At 71.9% G+C, this 24,254-nt stretch carries 23 protein-coding genes; 12 read left to right on the top strand and 11 right to left on the bottom strand.

What is annotated here, in order from left to right; translation table 11 throughout:
- Positions 1 to 6: 6 nt before the first annotated feature.
- Positions 7 to 711, bottom strand: a complete 705-nt coding sequence (gene cpaB, locus LG395_RS30550; protein WP_171153265.1) for a Flp pilus assembly protein CpaB — start codon at positions 709 to 711, stop codon at positions 7 to 9.
- A gap of 58 nt (positions 712 to 769) precedes the next feature.
- On the bottom strand, positions 770 to 1,591 hold the full coding sequence (locus LG395_RS30545; protein WP_225811915.1) for a hypothetical protein: 822 nt from the start codon (positions 1,589 to 1,591) through the stop codon (positions 770 to 772).
- Positions 1,592 to 1,931: 340 nt separating this feature from the next.
- On the opposite strand from LG395_RS30545, the gene LG395_RS30540 reads away from it, so the two are divergent.
- Positions 1,932 to 3,650 carry a chitinase gene (locus LG395_RS30540; protein WP_308071422.1) on the top strand — a complete coding sequence of 573 codons (1,719 nt, stop codon included), beginning with the start codon at positions 1,932 to 1,934 and terminating at the stop codon, positions 3,648 to 3,650.
- Between the two features lie 208 nt (positions 3,651 to 3,858).
- Here LG395_RS30540 and LG395_RS30535 read toward each other — a convergent pair whose 3' ends face one another.
- Positions 3,859 to 4,755: an RpnC/YadD family protein gene (locus tag LG395_RS30535; protein WP_171153267.1), complete on the bottom strand. Its 897-nt coding sequence runs from the start codon at positions 4,753 to 4,755 to the stop codon at positions 3,859 to 3,861.
- On the bottom strand, positions 4,755 to 5,165 hold the full coding sequence (locus tag LG395_RS30530; protein WP_171153269.1) for an ATP-binding protein: 411 nt from the start codon (positions 5,163 to 5,165) through the stop codon (positions 4,755 to 4,757). The genes LG395_RS30535 and LG395_RS30530 overlap by 1 nt, the downstream gene beginning before the upstream one ends.
- A 207-nt stretch (positions 5,166 to 5,372) precedes the next feature.
- On the opposite strand from LG395_RS30530, the gene LG395_RS30525 reads away from it, so the two are divergent.
- From LG395_RS30525 to LG395_RS30515, 3 genes are all read left to right on the top strand, one after another.
- Positions 5,373 to 6,224 carry a helix-turn-helix domain-containing protein gene (locus tag LG395_RS30525; RefSeq protein ID WP_225811893.1) on the top strand — a complete coding sequence of 284 codons (852 nt, stop codon included), beginning with the start codon at positions 5,373 to 5,375 and terminating at the stop codon, positions 6,222 to 6,224.
- Positions 6,225 to 6,226: 2 nt separating this feature from the next.
- Positions 6,227 to 6,424, top strand: a complete 198-nt coding sequence (locus tag LG395_RS30520; RefSeq protein ID WP_171153273.1) for a DUF397 domain-containing protein — start codon at positions 6,227 to 6,229, stop codon at positions 6,422 to 6,424.
- A gap of 190 nt (positions 6,425 to 6,614) precedes the next feature.
- Positions 6,615 to 7,961: a M14 family metallopeptidase gene (locus LG395_RS30515; RefSeq protein WP_225811892.1), complete on the top strand. Its 1,347-nt coding sequence runs from the start codon at positions 6,615 to 6,617 to the stop codon at positions 7,959 to 7,961.
- 1 nt (position 7,962) lies between these two features.
- Here the strand turns inward: LG395_RS30515 and LG395_RS30510 are convergent, their stop codons facing one another.
- The 5 genes from LG395_RS30510 to LG395_RS30490 all read right to left on the bottom strand — a co-directional run bounded on the left by LG395_RS30510 (position 7,963) and on the right by LG395_RS30490 (position 12,499).
- The gene (locus LG395_RS30510; protein WP_372463482.1) at positions 7,963 to 8,598 is read right to left on the bottom strand and encodes a hypothetical protein; all 636 of its coding nucleotides are present in this window, start codon (positions 8,596 to 8,598) and stop codon (positions 7,963 to 7,965) included.
- Positions 8,599 to 8,635: 37 nt separating this feature from the next.
- Complete coding sequence (locus LG395_RS30505) at positions 8,636 to 10,120, bottom strand: GntP family permease (protein WP_225811891.1); 1,485 nt, start codon at positions 10,118 to 10,120, stop codon at positions 8,636 to 8,638.
- Positions 10,121 to 10,248: 128 nt separating this feature from the next.
- Positions 10,249 to 10,659, bottom strand: a complete 411-nt coding sequence (locus tag LG395_RS30500) for a RidA family protein (RefSeq protein ID WP_030652279.1) — start codon at positions 10,657 to 10,659, stop codon at positions 10,249 to 10,251.
- Positions 10,656 to 11,420, bottom strand: coding sequence for an IclR family transcriptional regulator (locus LG395_RS30495; RefSeq protein ID WP_171153278.1), 765 nt, complete (start codon positions 11,418 to 11,420; stop codon positions 10,656 to 10,658). The genes LG395_RS30500 and LG395_RS30495 overlap by 4 nt, the downstream gene beginning before the upstream one ends.
- Positions 11,417 to 12,499 (bottom strand): sugar kinase, encoded by a 1,083-nt coding sequence (locus LG395_RS30490; protein ID WP_372463487.1) that lies wholly within the window; start codon positions 12,497 to 12,499, stop codon positions 11,417 to 11,419. The genes LG395_RS30495 and LG395_RS30490 overlap by 4 nt, the downstream gene beginning before the upstream one ends.
- 204 nt (positions 12,500 to 12,703) lie before the next feature.
- Between LG395_RS30490 and LG395_RS30485 the strand changes: the two genes are divergently transcribed.
- Together LG395_RS30485 and LG395_RS30480 are read left to right on the top strand one after the other, a co-directional pair.
- On the top strand, positions 12,704 to 13,975 hold the full coding sequence (locus LG395_RS30485; RefSeq protein ID WP_225811890.1) for an amino acid deaminase: 1,272 nt from the start codon (positions 12,704 to 12,706) through the stop codon (positions 13,973 to 13,975).
- A 9-nt stretch (positions 13,976 to 13,984) separates the two neighbouring features.
- Positions 13,985 to 15,595, top strand: a complete 1,611-nt coding sequence (locus LG395_RS30480) for an N-acyl-D-amino-acid deacylase family protein (RefSeq protein WP_225811889.1) — start codon at positions 13,985 to 13,987, stop codon at positions 15,593 to 15,595.
- A 7-nt stretch (positions 15,596 to 15,602) separates the two neighbouring features.
- Here the strand turns inward: LG395_RS30480 and LG395_RS30475 are convergent, their stop codons facing one another.
- Both LG395_RS30475 and LG395_RS30470 read right to left on the bottom strand, forming a co-directional pair.
- Positions 15,603 to 16,466 carry a S1 family peptidase gene (locus LG395_RS30475; RefSeq protein WP_225811888.1) on the bottom strand — a complete coding sequence of 288 codons (864 nt, stop codon included), beginning with the start codon at positions 16,464 to 16,466 and terminating at the stop codon, positions 15,603 to 15,605.
- Between the two features lie 275 nt (positions 16,467 to 16,741).
- Entirely contained in the window at positions 16,742 to 17,557 is an 816-nt protein-coding gene (locus LG395_RS30470) for a hypothetical protein (RefSeq protein ID WP_225811887.1), read from the bottom strand.
- A 126-nt stretch (positions 17,558 to 17,683) separates the two neighbouring features.
- Between LG395_RS30470 and LG395_RS30465 the strand changes: the two genes are divergently transcribed.
- The 6 genes from LG395_RS30465 (at position 17,684) to LG395_RS30440 (ending at position 24,090) form a co-directional block, all read left to right on the top strand.
- The gene (locus LG395_RS30465; RefSeq protein ID WP_171153286.1) at positions 17,684 to 18,895 is read left to right on the top strand and encodes a pyridoxal phosphate-dependent aminotransferase; all 1,212 of its coding nucleotides are present in this window, start codon (positions 17,684 to 17,686) and stop codon (positions 18,893 to 18,895) included.
- A gap of 90 nt (positions 18,896 to 18,985) precedes the next feature.
- On the top strand, positions 18,986 to 19,402 hold the full coding sequence (locus LG395_RS30460; RefSeq protein WP_171153288.1) for an SCO4983 family protein: 417 nt from the start codon (positions 18,986 to 18,988) through the stop codon (positions 19,400 to 19,402).
- Between the two features lie 282 nt (positions 19,403 to 19,684).
- A complete protein-coding gene (locus tag LG395_RS30455; RefSeq protein WP_225811886.1) occupies positions 19,685 to 20,761 on the top strand; it encodes a substrate-binding domain-containing protein in 1,077 nt (358 codons plus the stop codon).
- A 17-nt stretch (positions 20,762 to 20,778) separates the two neighbouring features.
- Positions 20,779 to 21,942 carry a toxic anion resistance protein gene (locus LG395_RS30450; protein ID WP_225811885.1) on the top strand — a complete coding sequence of 388 codons (1,164 nt, stop codon included), beginning with the start codon at positions 20,779 to 20,781 and terminating at the stop codon, positions 21,940 to 21,942.
- Positions 21,939 to 23,477 (top strand): vWA domain-containing protein, encoded by a 1,539-nt coding sequence (locus LG395_RS30445; protein ID WP_171153292.1) that lies wholly within the window; start codon positions 21,939 to 21,941, stop codon positions 23,475 to 23,477. Before LG395_RS30450 ends, LG395_RS30445 begins: the two co-directional genes overlap by 4 nt.
- Entirely contained in the window at positions 23,464 to 24,090 is a 627-nt protein-coding gene (locus tag LG395_RS30440; protein ID WP_225811884.1) for a hypothetical protein, read from the top strand. The genes LG395_RS30445 and LG395_RS30440 overlap by 14 nt, the downstream gene beginning before the upstream one ends.
- Positions 24,091 to 24,254: the final 164 nt, after the last annotated feature.

The raw sequence follows: 24,254 nt of genomic DNA, 5'->3' as shown, positions 1-24,254 counted from the left end.
CGCCTCTCACTTGTCCGTCGCGAGTTCGTAGGTGCGGTCCTTGTCGGGGACGCTGGTCTCGCTGCCGGGGGCCACGAGCGCGAGCCGGACGCGCTGGGCGAAGGACTCGGCGTAGGTGACGCGCTGGGCGTCGATGGTGGACAGCGCGAAGGTGATGGGGACGGCTTCGGTGGGCTGCCGGTCCCTGTCGCGGTCGGGTTCGAGGGCGGTGATCCGGCCGACGTCGATGACACGGGCGTTGGTCACGATGATCTTCGACTGGTCGGGGTCGCCCTCCTTCTTCCCCTCGAAGGTGGCGTAGACGTTGACCCGCGACCCCGGGGTGATCTTGCCGGCCACCCCGGTCGCCGCGTCGATCATGATGGCGACCTCCTGCTGGCCGGGCCTGAGGGCGGGCCGGTCCACGATCATGTCGGTCTGGAGCAGGGAGCCGGCGTGCAGGGTGGTCACGGCGATCTTGCCGCGGATCTGCCGGAGGTCGGTGACGGCGTTGCCGGACAGCCACCGCCTGGGCATCTCGATCTTCTCGAACTGGCCCGTGTCCAGGGCGGTGTACGGCTTCACCTCGGACCGGACCCGGTAGGCGGCGACCTCGGGCCCGACCTTGGAGTTCGCGTCGTGGATGACGGAGAGCACGCCGGCGAACGCGCCCAGCGCGCACAGGACCGACAGGATCAGGAGTATCACGCCGCGGCGCTGACGGGAGTTCATGGACCGTGCAACCTCATTGGGGGAATCGGTCGAGCGGGACGGGTCAGGTTCGCGCAGGTCAGGCGGGCGTTCGCGGTTCCAGGGCGCGGGGTGGCTCGTACACGGGCGGGGTGGCGGAGCAGAAGACGCAGCGGTCGCCGATGACGTCCAGGCCGCACCAGTGACAGCTGGTCTGCCGTACGGAGGTGACCAGTTGGTAGAGGACGGACAGGTCGGCGAGGTAGCCGCAGAACTCGACCATGCGGCCGGTCCCCCACCACACCGGGGACTCGGCGGGCAGCGGGGTCTCGCGCAGCCCGTGCACGCCCCACCGCGTGCCGAGCCCGGCGGCCCAGTCGCTCTGCAGCTGCCCCTTCGCGACCAGCATCCAGGTGCTGAACTCCGGTCCCTTGAGGGTGGCCTCGGGGGCCACCTTGACGAGCTGGGGCTCGGGGTGCGCGAGGACGGCGAACTGGCTGCCCGGCATCCAGGACCTGGCGTGCGCCTTGAGGCCGACCGGGATCCGGTCCAGCCTGGCGACGGAGCCGAGGACGGCGCCGGCGTGGATGTAGTGGGTGAGCAGCCGGCCGGCGGAGGCGAGCAGCCCCGGGCTCAGGTCGCAGGAGGCCAGCTGGCGCAGCTGCCGGGCCAGGACGGCGATGCCGAGCGGCGGCAGCTCGGGCCGGAACAGGGCGATGCGGTCGCTCTCCAGCAGCGAGCGCAGGGTGTGGATCCGGCGTACGACCGGCTCGGGGGTGGCCTGTGAGCAGACGACGACCACATAGCCGTACTGTTCGGTGAGGGCGTGCAGTTCGGTGAGGGCCTGGTCCAGCGGCTTGTCTTCGAGGCCGGCCAGCACGACGGCGGGCATGGTCCGCTCGTCCTGCGCCGGCAGTGCCATGTCGGCACTGGTCACGGCAATGGCAGTTGGCACGCGCAGCTCCCCGCTCTTTCCACCCGCCGGCCCACCGGTGTCACTCCAGTGCGCCAGGACGACTTCATTGCGTGACTACCTGAGCACTGTATCCACGGGTGTATGGCCGGAGAACAGCGTTGGTGAAGCCGGTGTGGAACTCTCCCGGAGCAAGTCCCGCCAAACCCGGACAGGTTGAGCCACCGTTCGGAGACGTTTTTGGTCTGGACCTCTTGACACCCGGATTGGTCTGGACCAACTTAAGGGCGCAAGCGGTGGCCACCGCCCCTCTCCTCCCTTCCCCGCCCACTCCCCGACGGAGGCTCCAGTGGACCGCGCTCCAGGCATACCCAGACCACGCGCACGCCGGCTCGCGGCATGGTCCGCCGCCACCGCCCTGGCCCTCTCGGTCGCGGGCCTCGCCACGGCCGGACCCGCGTCCGCCGCGGACGTCAACAACGTGAAGAACGCGGGCTTCGAGTCGGGCCTGGCCAACTGGACCTGCACGGCCGGCAGCGGCACGACGGTCACGTCCCCGGTGCACGGGGGCACCGGGGCCCTGAAGGCGACCCCGGCGGGCCAGGACAACGCCCAGTGCACCCAGACGGTCGCGGTCAAGCCCAACTCGACGTACACACTGAGCGCGTGGGTGCAGGGCGGCTACTCCTACCTGGGCGTGACGGGCACCGGCACGACGGACGTCTCGACGTGGACCCCCGACTCGGCGTCCTGGAAGCAGCTGTCGACCACCTTCACCACCGGCTCCTCGACGACCTCGGTCACGGTCTACACCCACGGCTGGTACGGCCAGGCGGCCTACTACGCCGACGACATCTCGGTCTACGGCCCCGACGGCGGCGGAGGCGGCGACCCGGCCCCGACGGTCCCGGCGGCCCCGGCCGGCCTCTCCGTGACCGGTACGACGTCCTCCTCGGTCTCCCTGTCCTGGTCGGCGGTGTCGGGCGCGACCGGCTACAACGTGTACCGCAACGGCACGAAGGTCACGGCCGTGACCGGCACGTCGGCGACGGTCACCGGGCTCACGGCGGCCACGTCGTACTCCTTCCAGGTCACCGCGACCAACGCGGCCGGCGAGTCGGCCAAGTCGGCCACGGTGACGGGCACGACGGCCTCCGGCACGGGCGGCGGGGGCGGCGGCTCCCTGCCCAAGCACGCCGTGACCGGCTACTGGCAGAACTTCAACAACGGCGCCACGGTCCAGAAGCTCTCGGACGTCCCGTCGTCCTACGACATCATCGCGGTGGCCTTCGCCGACGCCACGTCGACCCCGGGAGCCGTCTCCTTCACCCTGGACTCGGCCGGCCTGAACGGCTACACCGCCGACCAGTTCAAGGCCGACATCAAGGCCAAGCAGGCCGCCGGCAAGAAGGTCGTCATCTCCGTCGGCGGCGAGAAGGGCTCGGTGTCGGTCAACGACGCCGGCTCGGCGGCCAACTTCGCCAACTCGGTCTACTCCCTGATGCAGACGTACGGTTTCGACGGCGTCGACATCGACCTGGAGAACGGCCTCAACGCGACCTACATGACGCAGGCGCTGCGCGCCCTGTCGTCGAAGGCGGGCTCCTCGCTGATCATCACGATGGCCCCCCAGACGATCGACATGCAGTCCACCTCGAACGCGTACTTCCAGACGGCCCTGAACGTCAAGGACATCCTGACGGTCGTCAACACGCAGTACTACAACAGCGGTTCCATGCTGGGCTGCGACGGCAAGGTCTACAGCCAGGGCACGGTCGACTTCCTGACGGCACTCGCCTGCATCCAGCTGGAGGGCGGCCTCTCCCCGTCCCAGGTCGGCCTCGGCGTCCCCGCCTCCACCCGCGCGGCGGGCAGCGGCTACGTCTCCCCGACGGTGGTCGACAACGCCCTGGACTGCCTCACGGCGGCCACGAACTGCGGCACCTTCAAGCCGTCCAAGACGTACCCCGCGCTTCGGGGCGCGATGACCTGGTCCACGAACTGGGACGCGGCGGCGGGCAACGCGTGGTCGAACACGGTCGGCCCCCACGTCCACGCCCTGCCGTGACCTGACCCCGCCCCACCCCAGCGCCCGGACCTTCTGGCCCGGGCGCTGTCTCGTGTGGCGGGGGGGCCGGACTGGGCAACCGCCCATGTCGTGAAGGCCGCATTGCGACTGCTTGAGCGCTTGTACGAGCGACGGCACCGGCGGAGCCGGGACCCAGCCCCGACGGGACCGGCCCGGGCTGGAGTGGACCACGTCAAGGGTTACGCACTCACCCCCCGGTGAACAGCTCCGTGGCCTCCAGCGCGTGCACGGCTCGCTGGGCCCAGGTCTCCAGCTGGTCGAGATCCGTGCAGGCGTTCACCCGTTCGCGGACGGTGTCGGGCACGGGGATGCCGCGCCATTCCAGGATGTGAAGCACCATCTCGGCCTTGGCTTCGGCCCGCCCCTCCTCCAGGCCCTGTTCTCGACCCTCCTCGCGCACCTGTTCGGCCAAGGGGTGTCGCCAGAAGTACTGGATCGCCGTCATCAGATCCCTCCACATCTGCTTCGCCTGGGGATCGGCCAGGCATGAGTCGACGAACTGCACGAAGACCGCGGCGCTGTCGGGGTCGATGGTCCGCAAGGCGGATGCCAGGGATTCCAGTATGGCCGCCGCCCGCGGCCCACGCCCGTGTGTCATCGCCGAGAGCACCGCAAGGGGGACGTCCCGCTCCGCCTGCCGCTCATCCTCGATCACCGGCACGTTGTCCGGCCCCAGCACCAGCGGCCGTACCGTCAGCGAGTCCCACCCCCGGAACCCGAACCGGATCGGACGCGAGGCCCACTTCGCCGTAGCACTGCTCTGCGTGATCACGATCAGCACCGGCTCACACCGGTACTTCTCGTACAGGTACGACAGGTAGTACGGCCAGCTGCCCCGCTTGCGCTCGTCCGCCTTCCCCTGCGACTCCACCACCAGCAGATACGTGCCCTGGTCCGTCTCCGCCCGCAGCAACGTGTCCACCCGGCGCTCGACCGGCTCGATCTCCGTCAGGTCCACGTTCAGCGCCGCGATCTCCCGCGGCTCCGGGAACGGCACGTCCAGCACCCGCTGTAACGCCCGCGTCAGCAACGCCGGGTCCTTCTGGAAGATCCGGTGCAGCGCTTCGTGCGACGAGCCGACCATCACGCCACCTCCAGCTCGCACCACACGTACTTCCCCCGGTCCCCGAACCGCGCCGACGGCTGCCAGCCCCAGTACTCCGCGCAGGCCATCACCAGCCCCAGGCCCCGCCCCTCCTCCCGCTCCAGCGCCTGCTCCAACGGCACCGGCGGCTCAGGCGGGGCGGGATCCGTGTCCCACGCCCCGATCCACACCAGGCCCTCCGGGGAGCGGCGCACCCTCAGCGCGGCCGGCCCCTTGGTGTGCCGTACCGCGTTCGACACCAGCTCCGTCGCGAGGAGTTCCGCCGTCTCCATCAGCCCGGTCAGCCCGTGCAGCGTCAGGATCACGCGCAGGGTTCCGCGGCAGACCGTGACGGCTCTGGGGTCGTTGGGGATGTAGAGCGTGTAGTCCCAGGGTTCGTTCTCGGGCATGCGTCATCAGCTCCAGTCCGGTGAGGGGGTCTCCGCGCGCGGTGGCATTGCCGCAGCCGTCGTGGCGGGACGGCACGGTGCGCTTCCGCGGCGTATCGGATGCGTCACCGACGGTAAGGCCATATTTTGGGACGCCGCAAGTCGTTGCCGTAACCTACCCCTCGAACGAGGCACTGCCTCAGGGCACTTGTGGCGAGGGAGGAAGCCATGCCGCGCAGGCAGCAGCCCACCGCACGGCAGGAGCGTCTCGGCGCCGAGCTGCGGAAACTGCGTGAAGCGGCGGGACTCAAGGGGCGCGAAGCAGCCGCACTGCTCGGAACGGACGCGGCCCAGATGAGCCAGATCGAGGCCGGTACCGCCGGTGTGAGCGAGGAGCGGGTACGGCGGCTCGCGGCTCAGTACTCCTGTACGGACACCGCACTGATCGACGCCTTGGTCGCGATGGCCACCGACAGGACACGCGGCTGGTGGGAGGAGTACCGGGGCCTGCTACCGACACCGTTCATGGACCTGCCCGAGTTGGAACACCATGCGAACTACCGCTGGGACGTGGAGTTCCTCCACGTCCCGGGCCTCCTCCAGACGCCGGAGTACGCCCGCGCGCTCTTCGCCTACGTGAACCCGGAGTTCCCGGAGAGCGACGTGGAGCGCTGGGTGGACCACCGGATGAAGCGCAGGGTCATCATCGAGCGCCCGGATCCGGTCCCGTACGAGGCGTTGGTCCACGAGGCGGCGCTGCGCATCAGGGTGGGAGACCGCAGCGCTGCGCGGGCTCAGCTCGTCCGCGTACTGGAACTCTCCGAGGCCGACCACGTGACGGTACGCGTCATCCCCTTCGACCTGGACGACTTCGGCGGAGCCGGCAGCGCCATGGTGTACGCGGGTGGCGCCGTGCCCAGGCTGGACACGGTCGTCCGCGACGGCCCCGGCGGACCTGTTTTCATCGACGCCGAAGCTCAGCTCAGTCGCTACCGAACGCTCTTCCGTAGGGTAGAGGCGGCGTCACTCGACCCCCGCCGGTCGCGTGACTTCATCCACAGGCTGACGAAGGAGCTGTGAGCATGCTGACCCCTGGCACCTGGCAGAAGTCGTCCTTCTCCGGAGGTGGCCAGGGGGATGCCTGTGTAGAGGTCTTCAACCGTCGCACCCGCATATCCATCCGCGACTCCAAGGCCCCCACCCGAGCCGCCCTCACCTTCCCCGCCCCCGCCTTCGCCGCCTTCCTCGAAGCCCTGAAGGCGTCGCCCTCCGCGGGCTGAGCGGCACCTCGGGATCGCCCCGCCGTTTCCGGTCGTTCCCTCTCCCCAGGCTTGACCTGATCATGCCAACCCCGCACCATGAGCGCCGACCCGCACAGCGAACTCACAGGGAGCCCGACCGAAGGCCCCCGTCGGTTCGCGTCCGCACGTCGCACGGGAACACCTCACCTCCACCCCACAAGGAGAGTTCATGCGACTTCGCATCCGCGGCTCCGGCGCGCGTGGCGGCAGACGTACCGCCGCTCTCGGTGCGCTGCTGGCCCTCGCGCTCGCCGCACCGGTATCGGCCACCGTCGGGCAGGCCGCCCGCGCCGACGGTGTCCGTAAGGTCGAGCCCACCGGTGACGGCATCCGGCAGTACGAGATCCACCAGAGCACGACGCCCGTGACCCGTACGGCCATCCAGGCGACCGGTGTCACCGTCGACGAGGCCGACGAGGAGACCGTCGTCGTGTCCGGGCGGGCCGAGCAGATCCGGAAGCTCCGGCGGCTCGGGTACGACGTGCAGCCGTCGGGAAGCGCGCCGCGGCGGTCCGGGGCGCGGCTCTACGACTTCCCCGGCGCCGACGCGAAGTACCACAACTACGCCGAGATGAACGCCGAGATCGACCAGCGGCTCGCCGCCTACCCGGGCATCATGAGCAAGCGGGTGATCGGCAAGTCGTACCAGGGGCGGGACATCGTCGCCATCAAGGTCAGCGACAACGTCGGCACCGACGAGGACGAGCCGGAAGTCCTGTTCACCGCCCACCAGCACGCGCGGGAGCACCTGACCGTGGAGATGGCGCTGTACCTGCTGCGCGAACTCGGCGCGGGGTACGGGTCCGACTCCCGGATCACGAACATCGTCAACAGCCGGGAGATCTGGATCATCCCCGACCTGAACCCGGACGGCGGCGAGTACGACATCGCCAGCGGGTCGTACCGGTCGTGGCGGAAGAACCGGCAGCCCAACTCCGGTTCCTCGTACGTCGGCACGGACCTGAACCGGAACTGGAACTACAAGTGGGGCTGCTGCGGCGGGTCGTCGGGGTCGGCTTCCTCCGAGACCTACCGCGGGCCCGCCGCCGAGTCCGCCCCCGAGGTGAAGGTCGTCGCCGACTTCGTGCGCGGCCGGGTCGTCGGCGGCAAGCAGCAGATCAAGGCCGGCATCGACTTCCACACGTACAGCGAACTGGTGCTGTGGCCGTTCGGGTACACCTACGCGGACACCGCCACCGGCATGACCGCGGACGACGCCGCCGCGTTCAAGGCCGTGGGGCAGAAGATGGCCGCCAGCAACGGGTACACGGCGGAGCAGTCCAGCGACCTGTACATCACCGACGGGTCCATCGACGACTACCTCTGGGGCGTGCACAGGATCTTCGACTACACCTTCGAGATGTATCCGACGTCCAGTTCGGGAGGCGGGTTCTACCCGCCCGACGAGGTCATCGAGCGGGAGACCTCCCGGAACAGGGACGCCGTGCTGCAGCTGCTGGAGAACGCCGACTGCATGTACCGGTCGATCGGTAAGGCCGCCCAGTACTGCGGTTAGGTCACGCCTCCTCGAAGTAGGCGTCGAGCACCGCGTCCAGCTGCTCGTCCCACTCCTTGAAGCGCGCCCTGGCCGCCGCCTCGATCTCGATCGGGTACCAGCGGCGGTCAGGGGTGTGCACGGTGATCGTGAAGCGCTTGCCGAAGCGGGGCGACTCCGTCTCCACCGCCGCGATCTCGTCCCAGCGGAACTCGCAGGCCTCCTCGTCCAGGCTGAGACGGACGCCCCTGCGGTCGGCCACTATCCGCGCCCGGCGGTCGGACGCCTCGAAGACCGGGCCGTCGGCCTCGTCCTCCACGTCGGCGACGGTCCCGGCGTCCGCACCGCCGACGGCGTCCACCCGTTCGGGGGACGCCGGTTCGGAGGACACCGGGTCCGAGGACACCGGGCCGGAGGCCGGCGGCCGTACCGAGTCCTCCACCGGTGCGGCCCCGGACGCCGGCTCCGGTGACTTCGTCACCGCGTCCGTCGGCGCCGGACCCGTGATCCCCGGGACGAAGGCCGGGTCGAAACCGGCGCCCAACACGGGCTCGGCCTTGACGGGTTCGGCCTTCGACGGCCCGGTCTTCGAAGGCTCCGCCTTCAACGGCTCCGCTGCCTCGGTCGGCTCGCTGCTCGATCCTATGCGCTGCTCCACGGCGGCAGTATGGACGACTTTCCTGTGCCGGAACCAGTCAGCTCACGAACACGCTGACCACCGCCGCCACCGCGAACCCCGCCAGTGACAGCACCGATTCCAGGACCGTCCAGGTGCGCAGCGTGTCGCGTTCGCTGATGCCGAAGTACTTGGCCACCATCCAGAATCCGCCGTCGTTGACGTGCGAGGCGAAGATGGAGCCCGCCGAGACGGCCATGATGACGAGGGCGACGAAGGCCTGGGAGTGGTGGCCCTCGGACAGCAGGGGCGCCACGATGCCCGCCGTCGTGACGATCGCGACCGTCGCCGACCCCTGGGCGACCCGCAGCACGAGCGAGATCAGGTAGGACAGCACGATCACGGGCAGGCCCACGTCGTGGAACGTGTCCGACAGCGCCTGCGCCACCCCGCTCGCCTTCAGTACGGCACCGAAGACGCCGCCCGCGCCGACGACCAGCAGGATGTTGCCGATCGGCTTCAGGGACGCCGTCGACACCGTCTCCAGGGACTTGCGCGACCAGCCGCGGCGGAGGCCGAGCAGGTAGTAGGCGAGGAGGAGGGCGATCGTCAGGGCGACGAAGGGGTGGCCGAAGAACTCGACGACGGAGCGGCCGGTGGAGGGGTCGAAGGCGATCGAGGAGAAGGTGGCGGCGAGGATCAGGACCAGCGGCGTACCGATGATGGCGAGGACCGTGCCCAGCGGCACCGGCTCCTCGCGCGGTTCGGCGCCCGAGGCGCGCTGCTCCTGGAGGACGGCCTGCTTCGCCTCCGCCGCCGCCTCCACCATGTCCTGCGGTACGGCGACGAAGAGGCGGTGGCCGATCCACGCGGAGTACGCCCAGGCGGCCAGCACGGCGGGGATGCCGCAGACGACGCCCATGAGGATGACCCAGCCGAGGTCGACGTGGAGCAGTCCGGCGGCGGCCACCGGGCCCGGGTGCGGGGGCAGGAAGGCGTGGGTCATCGACAGGCCGGCCAGCAGGGGCAGGCAGTACAGGAGGATGGACCTGCCGCTTCGCTTGGCGGCGGCGTAGACGATCGGCGCGAGGACGAAGATGCCGACGTCGAAGAAGACCGGGATACCGAAGATCAGGCCGGTCAGTCCCATGGCGAGGGGGGCCCGGCGCTCGCCGAACAGGGCGAGCAGGCGTGAGGCCAGTACCTCCGCGCCGCCGCTGACCTCCAGGACGGCGCCGAGCATGGTGCCGAGGCCGATGATGATCGCGACGTGGCCGAGGATGCCGCCCATGCCGGACTCGATGGTGGACACCGCGTCCGAGCGCTGGACCGTGCCGAAGAGTTCGGTGACCGACAGGCCGGCCAGCAGGCCGACGGCTATGGAGACGGCGAGCAGGGCGACGAACGGCTGGAGCCTGACCTTGATGATCAGGAAGAGGAGCAGGGCGATGCCCACGGCGGCGACCGTGAGCAGTCCGGCCGTGCCGTCGACGAGGAGGAGCAGGCCTCCGGTGTGGGGTGGTGCGGCGGGAGCGGGGGCGGGGGCGGCGAGCGGATAGGACATACGGGGGTCCTCTACGTAAATGCATACTGCTTTCGGGCAGGGGGGAGCGCGGCACGGCGCCCCATGGGGTGCCGTGCCGTACAGGACGTGCGGGAGGTGCGTCAGGTGCGGGGGGTGGTGAGGTGGCGTCAGCCGAGGACGGCGAGGGCGTCGATCTCGATGAGGAGGCCGGCCGGCAGACCGACGTAGACGGTCGTGCGGGCGGCGGGCGGCTGGGTGAGGCCCTGCTCCTCGAAGTAGGCGTTGTAGATCTCGTTCATCTCGGCGAAGTGGTCCACGTCGGTGAGGTAGACGCGGATCATCATCACGTCGTCCCAGCCGGCGCCGCCCTCCTCCAGGATCGCCTTGACGTTGGCGAGGGTCTGCAGGGTCTGCTCGCGCAGCGAGGGACCGGCGGGCGTCGGGGGCTTGCCCTCCTCGGCGGGCAGGAAGCCGACCTGGCCGGCGACCTGGAGGATGTTGCCCTTGCGCACGCCGTGCGAGAACTTCGCGGGCGGGGTGGTGTGGGTCTTCGGGGTGAGGGCGATCTTGTCGGTCATGCGGTGCGGTCCTTCACTGGGGTGCGTCCGGAGTACTCGCCGCTGATGGCGTCCGCCGTACGGCGCACCAGCGGGAGCAGGGTGAGGAGTTCCTCGGCGGTGACGACCACGTTCGGCGCGGAGACCGACATGGCGGCGACCACCCGGCCGTCGGCGCCGCGGATGGGGGCGGCGACGCAGTTGATGGACTCCTCGTGGCCACCGAGGTCGGTGGCCCAGCCCTGTTCGCGCACCGTGGCCAGCTCCTTCAGGAAGGCCTCGGCGTGGGGGGTCGAACGGGCCGTGTACAGGGGGTAGTCGAGCCGCTCGGCGAGGGCGCGGCGCTCGGCTTCGGGCAGGTCGGCGAGGAGCAGCTTGGCGACGGCGGCGACGGTGATGGCGACGGGCTTGCCGATCCGCGAGTACATGCGGACCGGGTAGCGGCTGTCGACCTTGTCGATGTACAGCACCTCGTTCTCCTCGTAGACGGCGAGGTGCACGGTGTGGCCGCACTGTTCGTTCAGCCGTACGAGGTGGGGGTGGGCGATCTCGCGGATGTCGAGGTTCTCCATCGCCTCCTGCGCGAGGGCGAAGAGGCGGGCGCCGAGGCGGTACCGCTGGTCGGACTGGCGGTAGACCAGGCCGTGTTCGTGCAGGGTGCGCAGGAGGCGGAGGGCCGTGGACTTGTGCACGCCGAGGCGGTCGGCCACCTGGCCGAGGTCGGCGGGGCCCTCGGCGAGCAGCGGCAGGATGCTCAGGGCGCGGTCGACGGTCTGACTCATGGGATGTTCGCCTCCTCCTCGGCCTGCTCGGCTTGCGTCCAGCCGGGGCCGAGTCGAAGTCTCCCCCATGCGTCGTCGTCCAGGGCGGCGAGGCGGTCGGCGTGGCCGCGGGCGGGAGGCGCGGCCAGGTCACCGGGGGCGGTGAGGGCGGCGGCGGCGAAGAGGTGGCCGTAGCGGAGCCGGTCCCTGACGGTCAGTCCCCGCAGGGTCGCCGAGAGAAAACCGGCGGCGAAGGCGTCTCCGGCGCCGGTGGTCGCCACGACGGCTGTGCCGAGGGCGGGCACGAAGACGGGCGGGGCGGCACCGGGCCGGGGGCGGGCCGCGCGGCCCGGCGCCGACGGGGCGCCGCCCTTGTCCGGGACGTCCGCCGCCCGCGCGGCACGACCGCCCGCGGGGAGCGGACGCGCGAAGGCCGTCGCACCCTGCGCCCCTTGCTTCACCACCAGCGCCGCCGGCTCGGGCAGCAGCCTGCGGACGGCCTCGGGGCCGCCCGTGACGCCCCATGCCTGCTCCGCCTCGTCCGCGCCCACGAACACGATGTCCGCGCGCCGGGCCAGTTCGAGCAGGAGCCGGGCGTCCTCGTCGTCGCCCCACAGTCCCGGGCGGTAGTTCACGTCGAAGGACACCAGCGGGCGCCCCGGGAGGGGGGCCGTCAGCTCGTGCAGCAGTTCCCGGCACTCCCGCGACAGCGCGGCCGTGATGCCGGTCAGGTGCAGGACGCGGGCCGCGCGGGCCGCCGTGAGGTCCACGTTGGTCACGGACATCGCCGAGGCCGCCGAGCCGGCCCGGTAGTACGCCACCTCATGTGCGCCCGTTCCCCGGTCGCCGGCGGTGCGGAAGTAGACGCCCGTGGGCCGGCCGGGGTCGCGGTGCACGGCGGTGACGTCGACGCCGTACCCGGCGATCCGCTCCAGCAGGTGGTCGCCGAAGCCGTCCGCGCCGACGCGGCTGATCCAGCGTGCCGTGTGCCCGAACGCGGCCAGGGCGCAGGCGACGTTGGACTCGGCGCCGCCGATGGCCCGGTCGAAGGAGGGGACGTCGGCGAGGCGGCCGGGTCGGCTGGGCAGGAAGGTGACCATGGACTCGCCGAGCGCCGCCACGTCCACGTCCAGGACAGTCCGCGGGTGCGCAACGGCCGAGGCGTAAGCAGCGTCGTTGATGATGACTCCTGTCGATCGCCCGGCCGGCGGATCCGTTGACCCGGTGTTCGGCGAGATGCTAGACACCTGTAAGCACAACACGCAATGGTCGTTGCATTATTTGCAACGCTTGAGAGGGGCTGCATGGGCACCGAAGCGCTCACCCGCCTGGCCGAGGAACGCGTCGACCACCGCTTCAAGGGGCTCCCCCCGGACGCCGCCGGCCTGACCGTCGCCGAGCTGGCCGCCCAGCGCCGCAACCTCTTCCGGGACGGCGACGGCTTCACCACCCCCGTCCTCGCGCTGTCCGCCGAGCGCCTGGAGCACAACCTCGCGCTGATGGAGGCGTACACCGCCCGGCACGGTCTCGCCTTCGCCCCGCACGGCAAGACCTCCATGGCCCCGCAGCTCTTCCACCGCCAGATCGAGCACGGCGCCTGGGGGATCACGCTCGCGGTGCCGCACCAGGTGCGGGTGGCCCGCGCGTTCGGCGTCCAGCGGGTCTTCCTCGCCAACGAGCTGGTGGGCGCGCCCGCCCTGCGCTGGATCGCCGGCGAGCTGGCCGCCGACCCGGAGTTCCGGTTCGTCTGTTACGTCGACTCCGTGCGCGGGGTGGAGCTGATGGACGCGGCCCTCGCCGGCACGGCCCGTCCGGTGGACGTCGTGATCGAGCTGGGCGCGGGCGAAGGGGCCCGGACCGGCGTGCGCACGGAGGCGGAGTGCGCGGCCGTCGCCGCGGCCGTCGCCGCCGTACCGACCCTGCGCCTGGTCGGCGTGGCGGGGTACGAGGGCGAGGTGCCGGGGGCCGATCCGGAGCGCGTGCGGGCGTATCTGCGGCGGCTGGTGGCGCTGGCCGCCGGCCTCGACAAGGACGGGCGGTTCGACGAGGCCGCGGAGATCGTGGTGAGCGCGGGCGGCAGCGCCTGGTTCGACGCCGTCGCCGACGTCTTCGCCGGGATTCCCGAACTGTCCAGGCCCGTGCTGAAGTTGCTGCGCTCGGGCGCGTACGTCTCGCACGACGACGGGCACTACCGCAGGCTCACCCCGTTCGGCCGGGTGCCCGAGGAGGGCGCCCTGGAGCCCGCCTTCCGGCTGTGGGCGCAGGTGGTCTCCCGGCCGACGCCCGAGCAGGCCTTCGCCGACGCGGGCAAGCGCGACGCGGCCTACGACCTCGACCTGCCCGCCGCCCAGGTGGTACGCCGCGACGGCGAGGAGCGCCCGGCCACCGGCATCACCGTGACCGGGCTCTCCGACCAGCACACCTGGCTGCGCACGGAGCCGGAGGCGGATCTGGCGGTCGGCGACTGGATCGGCTTCGGCCTGTCCCACCCGTGCACGTCCTTCGACAAGTGGCAGCTGATCCCGGTGGCCGAGGCGGACGGCACGGTCGTCGACTACATCCGTACGTTCTTCTAGGAGGCCCGCGTGGAGGACCTGGTCATCCGGGACGCCGACGTCGTCGACGGCAGCGGGGCGGACGCGTACCGCGCCGATGTCGTGATCGACGCCGGCCGGATCGTCTCGATCGTCAAGGAGGCCGCGGCGGCGGGCTGCCAGCGCCCGAGCGCCATGCGGGAGATCGACGCGGAGGGCCTGGTCCTCTCCCCCGGCTTCATCGACATGCACGCCCACTCCGACCTGGCCCTGCTGCGCGACCCCGACCACAGCGCGAAGGCGGCGCAGGGGGTCACGCTGGAGGTGCTGGGCCAGGACGGGCTGTCGTACGCCCCGGTGGACGACCGCACCCTGGAGGAGGTGCGCCGGGCGATCACCGGCTGGAACGGGTACGGCGAGGACGTCGACTTCGACTGGCGCAGCGTCGGCGAGTACCTGGACCGGCTGGACCGGGGCATCGCCGTGAACGCGGCCTATCTGATCCCGCAGGGCACGGTCCGGGCGCTCGTCGTCGGCTGGGAGGACCGCGAGGCGACCGCAGAGGAACTGGACCGGATGCGGCGGCTGGTGGCCGAGGGGCTGGAGCAGGGCGCGGTCGGGCTGTCCTCGGGACTGACGTACACGCCCGGGATGTACGCCCGGGACGCCGAACTGACCGAGCTGTGCCGCGTGGTGGCGTCCTACGGCGGCTACTACTGCCCGCACCACCGCTCCTACGGCGCCGGCGCCCTGGAGGCGTACGCCGAGATGGTCTCCCTGACCCGCGAGGCGGGCTGCCCGCTGCACCTCGCGCACGCGACGATGAACTTCGGCGTGAACAAGGGCCGGGCTCCGCACCTGCTCACCCTGCTCGACCGGGCCCTGGACGCGGGCGCGGACATCACCCTGGACACCTACCCCTACACCCCCGGCTGCACCACGCTGGCCGCGCTGCTGCCGAGCTGGGCGAGCGAGGGCGGCCCGGAGGAGATCCTGGCGCGGCTCGCCGACCCGGCGACGGCCGAGCGGATCCGGTACGACCTGGAGGTCACCGGCTCGGACGGCTGTCACGGCGTGCCGGTGGAGTGGGAGACGGTCGAGATCTCCGGCGTGACCGATCCGGGCCTGGCCGGCGTCGTGGGCCGTACGGTCCGCGAGGCGGCGGAGCTGCGCGGCGAGACGCCCTGGGCCACGGCGCACCGGCTGCTGGTCGGGGACCGGCTCGGGACGACCGTGCTGCAGCACGTCGGCCACGAGGAGAACGTCCGCGCGATCATGCGGCACCGCGCGCACACCGGCGGCTCCGACGGCATCCTGCGGGGCAGCAAGCCGCACCCGCGCGCGTACGGCACCTTCCCGCACTACCTCGGCCACTACGTGCGGGAGCTGGGGGTGCTGACGCTGGAGGAGTGCGTGGCCCACCTCACCTCCCGGCCCGCGGCACGGCTGCGGCTGCCGGACCGCGGGCTGGTGCGCGAGGGCTACCGGGCCGACCTGGTCCTGTTCGACCCGGGGACGGTCGCGTCCGGCGCCACCTTCGCCGAGCCCCGCGGGCTGCCGGCCGGCATCCCGTACGTGCTGGTCGACGGCCGGTTCGTCATCGAGGACGGCAGGCGGACGGACGTCCTGGCGGGGCGCTCCGTCCGCCGTACGCCGCTGTGATCCGCGTCTACGGCTTGGGCAGGGTGCAGCCGGCGGCGGTCAGGTTGAGCTTGTTGCCGGTGGTGAAGCAGGCCGGGATGTTGTAGGTCTCCTCGGCGTAGTTGATGCCCTGGCGGACGGTGACGGTGCCGTTCGCGTCGACCTCGCACGGGTTGTTCTCCGTGCACCGCTGGCCGTCCTCGTTGCCGGTGTTGTTGACGGCGACGACCTTGCCGGTGGCGGTGTCGACGACCGGGGAGCCGGAGGTGCCGCCGATGGTGTTGCAGGCGGAGGTGTAGCGGACCGAGTCCTTCCAGGTCCAGTCGCCCTCCTTCAGCCGGTACACGAACCCGTCGATGTTGCAGCTGTAGATGCGCTTCCAGTAGCCGGAGACCACCTTGATGGCGGTGCCGGCGACCGGGTGCGTGTCCTGCACGGTGAGCGGGCTGATGCCGTACGAGCTCCTGATCGCCGCGTACGTGGTGGTGGTGCGGTAGATCGTGACGTCCGTGTCCGTCATGGTCGAGTAGACGACCTGGTTGGCGCGGAGGGTGGCGACCTTGGTGCCGGCGGAGTTCAGCAGGCCGAAGGTACGGCTGGAGGACTGGCCGGTGATGACCTCGCCGGGGGCCGGGAAGCCGGTCTCCAGGCAGTGACCGTTCGTCAGCACCAGGGCCGGGTCGGTGTCGGCGGAGCCCGGGAAGCGGATGACGGAGCCGGAGCAGTTGCTGAGCGAGACGGTGCCGGCGAAGTCGACGGTGACCGCGGCGGCCTTGGCGGAGTGCGGGGCGGTGGTGTGCGGGGCGGTGGTGTGCGGGGCGGCCATCGCCGGGGTCGCGCCCAGCCCTGCCAGGGCCAGGGAGGAGAGCGCGGCGACGAGAGGCTTCTTCATGTGGGGGTCCCCTCTTACGACTTGGGCGACCGGAGTACTCCGGTCGCCCACTTGGTTGTCATGCGCATTCTCAATGTCGAGGAGGGGCGGCGACAAGACACGGTGTCAGGTCATAGGGGTTTCCCTGTACGGACGGCAGCAAGACACAGTGGCGCGGCGCTCACCAACCCGGCGTTCACCGCCGGTGGTTCGCGATGCCGTGACCCCCGCCGGGGCCGCCGGACGGTGGCGCGCCCGGTGTCGAGGGCGCGGTGCTGCACGCTGCGGGTCGGGCCTCAGTGGGGGTGTTTCGTCGCCCCGTGGCCGTTGCCGTGGCCCCTGCCGGGCGTGCCGGACGGGGACGCCTGCGGGGCGCCGGACGAGGCCGTCACCGTGGGGGTCGGTGTCGTCGTCGGCGTGCCGGACGGCGACCCGCCCGGCGCCGAGGGCGTGGTGGTGGCCACCGGGCCGTCGGCCGTCCCGCTGTGCGCGTCTGCCCTGGCGGGGGTTTCCGAGGGGCCGGCCGGGCGCGACGGCGCGGGTTCGTCGGACTCGGAAGCGGTCACGCCAGGCGAACCGGTGTCCCCGCGCGGGCTCGCGGGAGCGGAGTCGGCGCCCGCGCTCTTGCCGTCCTCGGGACGCGCGCCGGCCGGGGAGCCCGAGCCGCCGAGCGCGGCGAACGCGGCCACGGCTCCGGCCACGCCGAGGACCCCGGCGACGATGGCCACCCGGCGCCGGCCGCCCGCGCGGCGCGCGGCCCGCCGCCGTCCGGCCCGGCCCTCGCCGGGCACACCGGTGGCCGTGACGGGGCCGAACGGACGCGTCGCTTCGGCGTGGTCCTCGGCTTCGGGCGCCGCCACGGGGCGCGCCGTCTCCCCGGCTCCGTGCGTCCCGTGAGCCCCGACCACCTCGTCGGCCCCGGTCAGGGCGGGCAGTTCGCGGGTCGCGTCGTAGGCGTCCTGCCAGCCGTGCGCGGCGGCGGGGTCGGCGTACTGCTCGTACGCGGGGGCCGGAGCCGGCTGCGGGTGGTACACGTTCGGCCGGGTCCCGGACGCGCCGCGCGCTCCGTCCATGCCGTCCGCCTCCGCCTCGTACTCCCGTTCCGTGGACATGCCAGCGAATTGTAGGGACGCAAGCGACCCCTGAGACAGCCGACGGTGATATCCGGGCAAATCTTCGTGTCTCACGTGGCGGAAAACACGAGCCATGAGGCGTTACCGGGTCGTAAGCTCACGCACATGCAGGTGATCCAGTCGACCAAGCTCGCCAACGTCTGTTACGAGATCCGGGGCCCGGTTCTCGAGGAGGCCATGCGGCTTGAGGCGGCGGGCCACCGCATCCTCAAGCTCAACACCGGCAACCCCGCCGCGTTCGGCTTCGAGTGCCCCCCGGAGATCCTGGAGGACATCCTCCGCAACGTCTCCACCGCGCACGGCTACGGGGACGCCAAGGGCCTGCTGGCCGCCCGCCGCGCGGTCGTGATGCACAACCAGACCCTCGGCATCGAGACCGACGTCGAGCACGTCTTCATCGGCAACGGCGTCTCCGAGCTGATCGTGATGGCGATGCAGGGCCTGCTGGACGACGGTGACGAGGTGCTCGTACCGGCCCCGGACTACCCGCTGTGGACGGCGGCCGTGTCCCTCTCCGGCGGTACGGCGGTGCACTACCGCTGCGACGAGCAGTCCGACTGGATGCCGGACCTCGCCGACGTCGAGCGCAAGGTCACCGACCGCACCAAGGCGATCGTCATCATCAACCCGAACAACCCCACCGGCGCGGTCTACGACGAGACGGTGCTCCGGGGCCTGACGGACATCGCCCGCCGGCACAACCTGCTGGTCTGCTCCGACGAGATCTACGACAAGATCCTCTACGACGGCGCCACGCACACCCCGACCGCGAAGGTCGCCCCCGACCTGCTCACCCTCACCTTCAACGGCATGTCGAAGGCGTACCGGGTGGCCGGCTACCGCGTCGGCTGGATGTCGATCTCCGGCCCGCGCGCCCACGCCGACTCCTACATCGAGGGCCTGACGATCCTGGCGAACATGCGGCTGTGCGCGAACATGCCGGGACAGCACGGGGTGGTCGCCGCGCTCAGCGGACGCCAGACGATCAACGACCTGGTGCTGCCCGGCGGCCGGCTGAAGGAGCAGATGGACACCGCGTACGAGCTGCTGACGCGGATCCCGGGGGTGAGCTGCGTACGGCCGAAGGGCGCGCTGTACCTGTTCCCGCGGCTGGACCCCGACGTCTTCAAGATCAAGGACGACCGGCGGATGGTGCTGGACCTGCTCCGCAAGGAGAAGATCATGGTCGTCCAGGGCACGGGCTTCAACTGGCCGGAGCCGGATCACTTCCGGGTGGTGACGCTGCCGACGGTGGGGGACCTTCGGGACGCGGTGACCCGCATCGGCACCTTCCTGGACGGATACAGCCAGCCGTAGCCGACGGGCTCCGCTCCGTGACCCGACTCAACTTTAGACGAAATCCAAGCTAAGATGGTTTCCTGTCAGAGCGCAGGAGGCCATCCCCCCATGTACGAGCCGATCCGCACCAAGTCGGTCCACAGCACGATGGCCGGCACCTCGGACTTCCCCCACCGGTCGCGCGAGGAGGAGCTGGACATCCAGCTCGCCGGACACCTCGCCGCGCTGCTCGCGGTCACCGACGAGTTGCGCGCGCTGTCCCCGTCCACCGACCTGGACACGGCAGCGGAGCGCCTCGTGGCGCAGGTGGCCCGGCTGCGGGGAGGGCGTACGCCGTTGCGGGCGGCGCCCGCGGCGGCCGGTGACCCCGGCGCCCTGCACCGGCGCGCGCACGCCCTCGCCGGGCGCGCGCTCGTGGTGGCCGCGTCCCGCGCCGACACGGCGGCGGCGATCCTCTCGGCCGAGCGGATGGACGCGCACGCAGCCGCGCTGTCCGCCGACCCGAAGGAACTCAGCACCGCCTGACCCCCGCGGGGGTCCCCCGATCGGCCCCGGTCCGCGCGCACCCGCAGCGACGCGCGGACCGGGCGCCACAACACCGCGCCCCGGCCCGGGCCGGGGCGCGAGATGCGGCCCCCCTCCTTCCGGGACGCCGGGCCGCCCGGGGCGCTCGCCGCCACCGCACGCCGTACCGGCCGCCGCCCGTTCCGGAAGGGTGACCTCCCGTTGCAGACCGGGATCGGGACGTCACCCGGCGTTCATCTCGGCGCGTGGGGAACGTGGGGTTCCGGGAGCACGCTCCCCGGCGTGAGACGTATCGCGGGAATCGTCCTCGCGGTTCTGCTGATCGGTGGCGTGGTGGCCGCCGTCGTCGCGGGCCGGCAAGGGGAGGACAAGGGCACGGCAACGAAGACCGTGCGTGGTGTGATCGGATCGGAGAAGGCCGACTTCTTCGCCGATCCCGACGTGGTGAAGGCCCTCGCCGCCAAGGGCTACACCGTCAAGACCGAGGCCTCCGGGTCCTGGGCCATGGAGGGGCTGGACCTCAAGGGGTACGACTTCGCCTTCCCGTCCAGCCAGGCACCCGCCGACCAGCTGGCGCGCAAGTACCACGTCCGGGAGCCGCTGCCCCGGCCCTTCTACTCGCCGCTCGTCGTCGTGGCCCACCGCGGCGCCGCCGACGTGCTCGCCGCGAACGGACTGGCGGTGCTCGACGGGAAGAACCGCGGCACGCTGAGGACGGGCGCCTACCTGGACGCGGCCCGGCACGACCGCACCTGGCAGCAGCTCAAGGGCGCCAAGGACCACGGCGAGCTGACCGGCACCGTGTACATCGCCAGCACCGACCCCGAGTCGTCCAACTCCGGCGCCCTCTACCTCGCCGCCGCCTCCTACGTGGCCAACGGCGGCAAGGTGGTCGTCGGCGAGGCCGACCTCGACCGCACCGCTCCCCTGCTGCACAAGCTGGTCAGCGTCCAGGGCGCCCAGCAGTCCAGCACGGACGCGGTGTTCCGGGACTTCGTCAGCGGCGCGGGCAACCCGCTGGTGCTGGTGTACGAGTCGCAGGTCGCCGCGCTCCTCGCCGAGCGGCACGGCGTGGACGACCTGGTCGTGCTGTACCCGGACACCACCGTCAACAGCGACCACACCGTCGTACCGCTGGACGCGGACGGCCGGGCGCTCGGGGAACTGCTCAGCACCGACCCGGCCCTGCGCAGGCTCGCCGTCCGGCACGGTTTCCGGCCGCAGGGCGACGCCGCCGAGTTCGTCGCGGCCACCGCCGGCCGCGCCGCCTACCTCAACCAGAAGCTCACCGGCGTCCGGCAGGCGCCCGTGCCCACCTCCGCGGTGCTGCACGAGATGGCCCGCCGGGCCCGCGGATGACACGGGGGACCCACCGCATGACCGACAGCGACTTCCAGCTCACCCCGCCCGACCCCGTACCGCCCGTGCCCAGGGAGAAGGCCGGCGCTCTGGTGCCCGTCGAGGACGCGGTGCGCACCGACATGGCCCGCAAGGCCACCGCCTTCGTCGAGCAGCTCGCCGCGCTCGACGCCCGCTCGCCCGCGTTCGCGGGCAAGGTCGGCGAGATTACCGCGCTCGGCTCCGGTGAGATGCGCACCGCCGCCGTCCAGTCCAACCGCATGCTGGAGCGCGCCGTGCGCAGCCTGCCCGACAGGGGCGGGGACGCCCAGGGCAAGGTGGCCGGCTCGCTCGTGGAACTGCGCCGCGTGGTGGAGGACCTGGACCCGAGGGACCTTCCCGCGAACAAGGGACGCAGGTTCCTGTCCAAGCTGCCCGGCGGCAACAGACTGCGCGACCACCTCGCCAAGTACGCCTCCGCGCAGGGGAACCTGAACCGGATCGTGGGCGCGTTGCGCGGCGGGCAGGACGAACTGCGCCGGGACAACGCCGCGTTGCAGACCGAGCGGGTCCGGCTGTGGGAGACGATGGGCAAGCTCCAGGAGTACGTCGTCCTCACCCAGGCCCTGGACACCGCCGTGGAGGAGCACATCGCCGGGACCGGGGACCCGCAGGAGGCCGACGCCCTGCGTGCCGACGTGCTCTTCCCGGTCCGTCAGAAGCACCAGGACCTGCTCACCCAGCTCGCGGTGTGCGCGCAGGGCTACCTGGCCATGGACGTCGTACGCCGCAACAACGACGAGCTGATCAAGGGCGTCGACCGGGCCGCCACGACCACCGTCTCGGCGCTGCGCATCTCCGTGATGCTGGCCTCCGCCCTGGAGAGCCAGAAGAAGGTCGTCGAGCAGGTCAACGCGTTGCGCGGGACCACCGAGGACCTCATCCGGGGCAACGCCGAGATGCTCGCCACGCAGAGCGGCGAGATCCAGCGGATCGCCGCCGACCCGGCGGTCGGCGCGGAGACCCTGCGCGCGGCGTTCCAGGAGATCTACCGCACCCTCGACGCCATCGACAGCTACAAGGTCCAGGCGACGGAGGTCATGGCGAGCACCGTGCAGTCCCTCACGGACGAACTGCGCGGCGCCTCCGCCCACCTGGAGCGCAGCCGCGCCCAGGGCGCGCCGGAGGGGGGCCTCGGATGAGACGACGCTCCCTGATCACCGTGGTCGCCGTCACCGCCGGCCTGCTGGGCGCGTGCACCTCGCAGGACACCGACGACGACGCGAACGCGCCGCGGCCCGGCACACTGCGGGTCCTCGCCTCCAGCGAACTGAGCGACATGACCGCTGTCTTCGACCGCGTCCGCGAGGACACCGGCGTCAGGATCCGGCCCACCTACATGGGCACGTTGGACGCCGTCGACCTGCTGGCCCGGGGGAAGGCGGACGGGGCGTACGACGCGCTGTGGCTGTCGTCGGACGACTACCTGCGGCTGCGGCCCGAGGCGGCGCGGAAGGTGGTGTCCGAGACGCCGGTGATGTCCAGCCCGGTCGCCGTCGGCGTCCGGCAGGACACCGTGCGGGAGCTCGGCTGGAAGCCCGAGGACGTCACCTGGTCCCAGGTGGAACAGGCCGTCCAGGACGGGAAGCTGACCTACGGCATGACCGACCCGGCCCGCTCCAACTCGGGCTTCGCCACGCTGGTCTCGGTCGCCTCCGCCCTCTCCGGCGCCCAGTCCGCGCTCACCGACGCCGACGTGGCGAAGGCGACGCCCCGGCTGAAGGAGTTCTTCCGGGGCCAGAAGCTGACCTCGGGCTCGTCGGGCTGGCTCGCCTCCGCCTACCGCAGGCGCGGCACCGTCGACGCGCTGCTCAACTACGAGTCCGTCCTGAAGGGCATCCCGGGCCTTACCGTGATCCGCCCCCGCGACGGCGTCGTCACCGCCGACTACCCGCTCTCCTCGCTCGCGTCCAGCGACGCCCGCACCCGCGAGGACGTCCGCAAGGTGACCGCGGACCTGCGCACGGACGCCGTGCAGAAGCTGATCACCGACACCACCCGCCGCCGTCCGGTCGTGCCGTCGGTGCGGCCCGCCGCCGGCCTCGACACCGGCCGCCGCCGCGAACTGCCCTTCCCCGGCAGCCGCTCGGTGGCCGACGGGCTGCTGGACTCGTACGAGAACGAACTGCGCCGCCCCTCGCGCACGGTGTACGTCCTGGACACCTCCGGCTCCATGGAGGGCGACCGGCTCGCGGCGCTGAAGAAGGCGCTGGCCGGGCTCACCGGCGACTTCCGGGACCGGGAGGAGGTGACGCTGATGCCGTTCGGCTCGGACGTGAAGAGCGTGCGCACCCACGTCGTCGACCCGGAGGACCCGGAGGCCGGGCTCGCCGCGATCCGCCGGGACACCGACGCGCTCGGCGCCGACGGCCGCACCGCCGTCTACACCTCGCTGGAGCGGGCGTACGACCATCTCGGCGCCGACCGGGACACGTTCACCTCGATCGTGCTGATGACCGACGGCGAGAACACGGCGGGCGCCGAGGCCGGCGACTTCGACGGCTTCTACCGCGCCCTGGGCCGCGACCGGCGGGACATCCCGGTCTTCCCGATCCTGTTCGGCGACTCCTCCCGCTCCGAACTGCGGCACATCGCCGACCTGACCGGCGGCCGGCTCTTCGACGCCCGGCAGGGCTCGCTGGACGGCGCCTTCGAGGAGATCCGTGGCTACCAGTGAGGTCCTCGGCTACCTGGAGTCCCGCAAGAACCTCACCGGCGGCGCCTGCGGGCTGCTCGGTCTGGTGCTGACCTTCACCGGGGTCGCGGGACCGTACTGGCCGGTCGTGGTGGCCGGGCTGTACGGCGCGGGCGCGCTCATCGCCCCGCCGGAACGGCCCGCTCCGCCGGACTTTCCGAGCCCGTCGGCCCAAGTCGAGGAGGTGCGCGCCGACTTGCGCCGGCTCGGCGGCTACCTCGCGGACGTCGACCTGCCGCCCGGGGCCGCCGCCCGGCTCGGCGAACTCACCGGGCTGCTGGGCGCGCTGCTGGAACCGGGCTGGGCCGCCGAGGCGCTCGCCCGGGACCCGGAGGCCGTGCACGGCGTCTCCCGGGCGGTACGGCAGGACGTCCCGGAGGCCGTGGACGCCTTCGTCCGCACCCGCTGGTGGACGCGTCTGGCGCCGGGCACCGAACCGCCCGAGCGTCATCTGGAGCGGCAGCTCGACCTGTTGCGGCGGGAGGCCGAGCGGCTCGCCGCGGAACTCGGCGAGAGCGAGGCCCGCCGCCAGGAGGCCCACACCCGGTACCTGGAGGACCGGGGCGGGAGGGGGGACGGCGCACCCGGCACCTGACGTGCGCGTCCGGCGGTCGCCGGCGACGTCGGCGGGCGGTGCCGGGCCGTCCGTACGGCGACCGGGCCCCGCACGCCGTTGTGCGGGGCCCGGTGGAACGTTCACCGCGGCCGGTCGTGACGATCGCTGGTCAGGGCACGGCGACCGGCCGCGGGGTCATGGGC

It is taken from the genome of Streptomyces spinosus (assembly GCF_020400655.1).
Taxonomy (GTDB): Bacteria; Actinomycetota; Actinomycetes; order Streptomycetales; family Streptomycetaceae; genus Streptomyces; species Streptomyces argyrophylli.
Note: the sequence above shows the minus strand (reverse complement) of the source record. Positions and strands in the feature narration are given on the sequence as shown.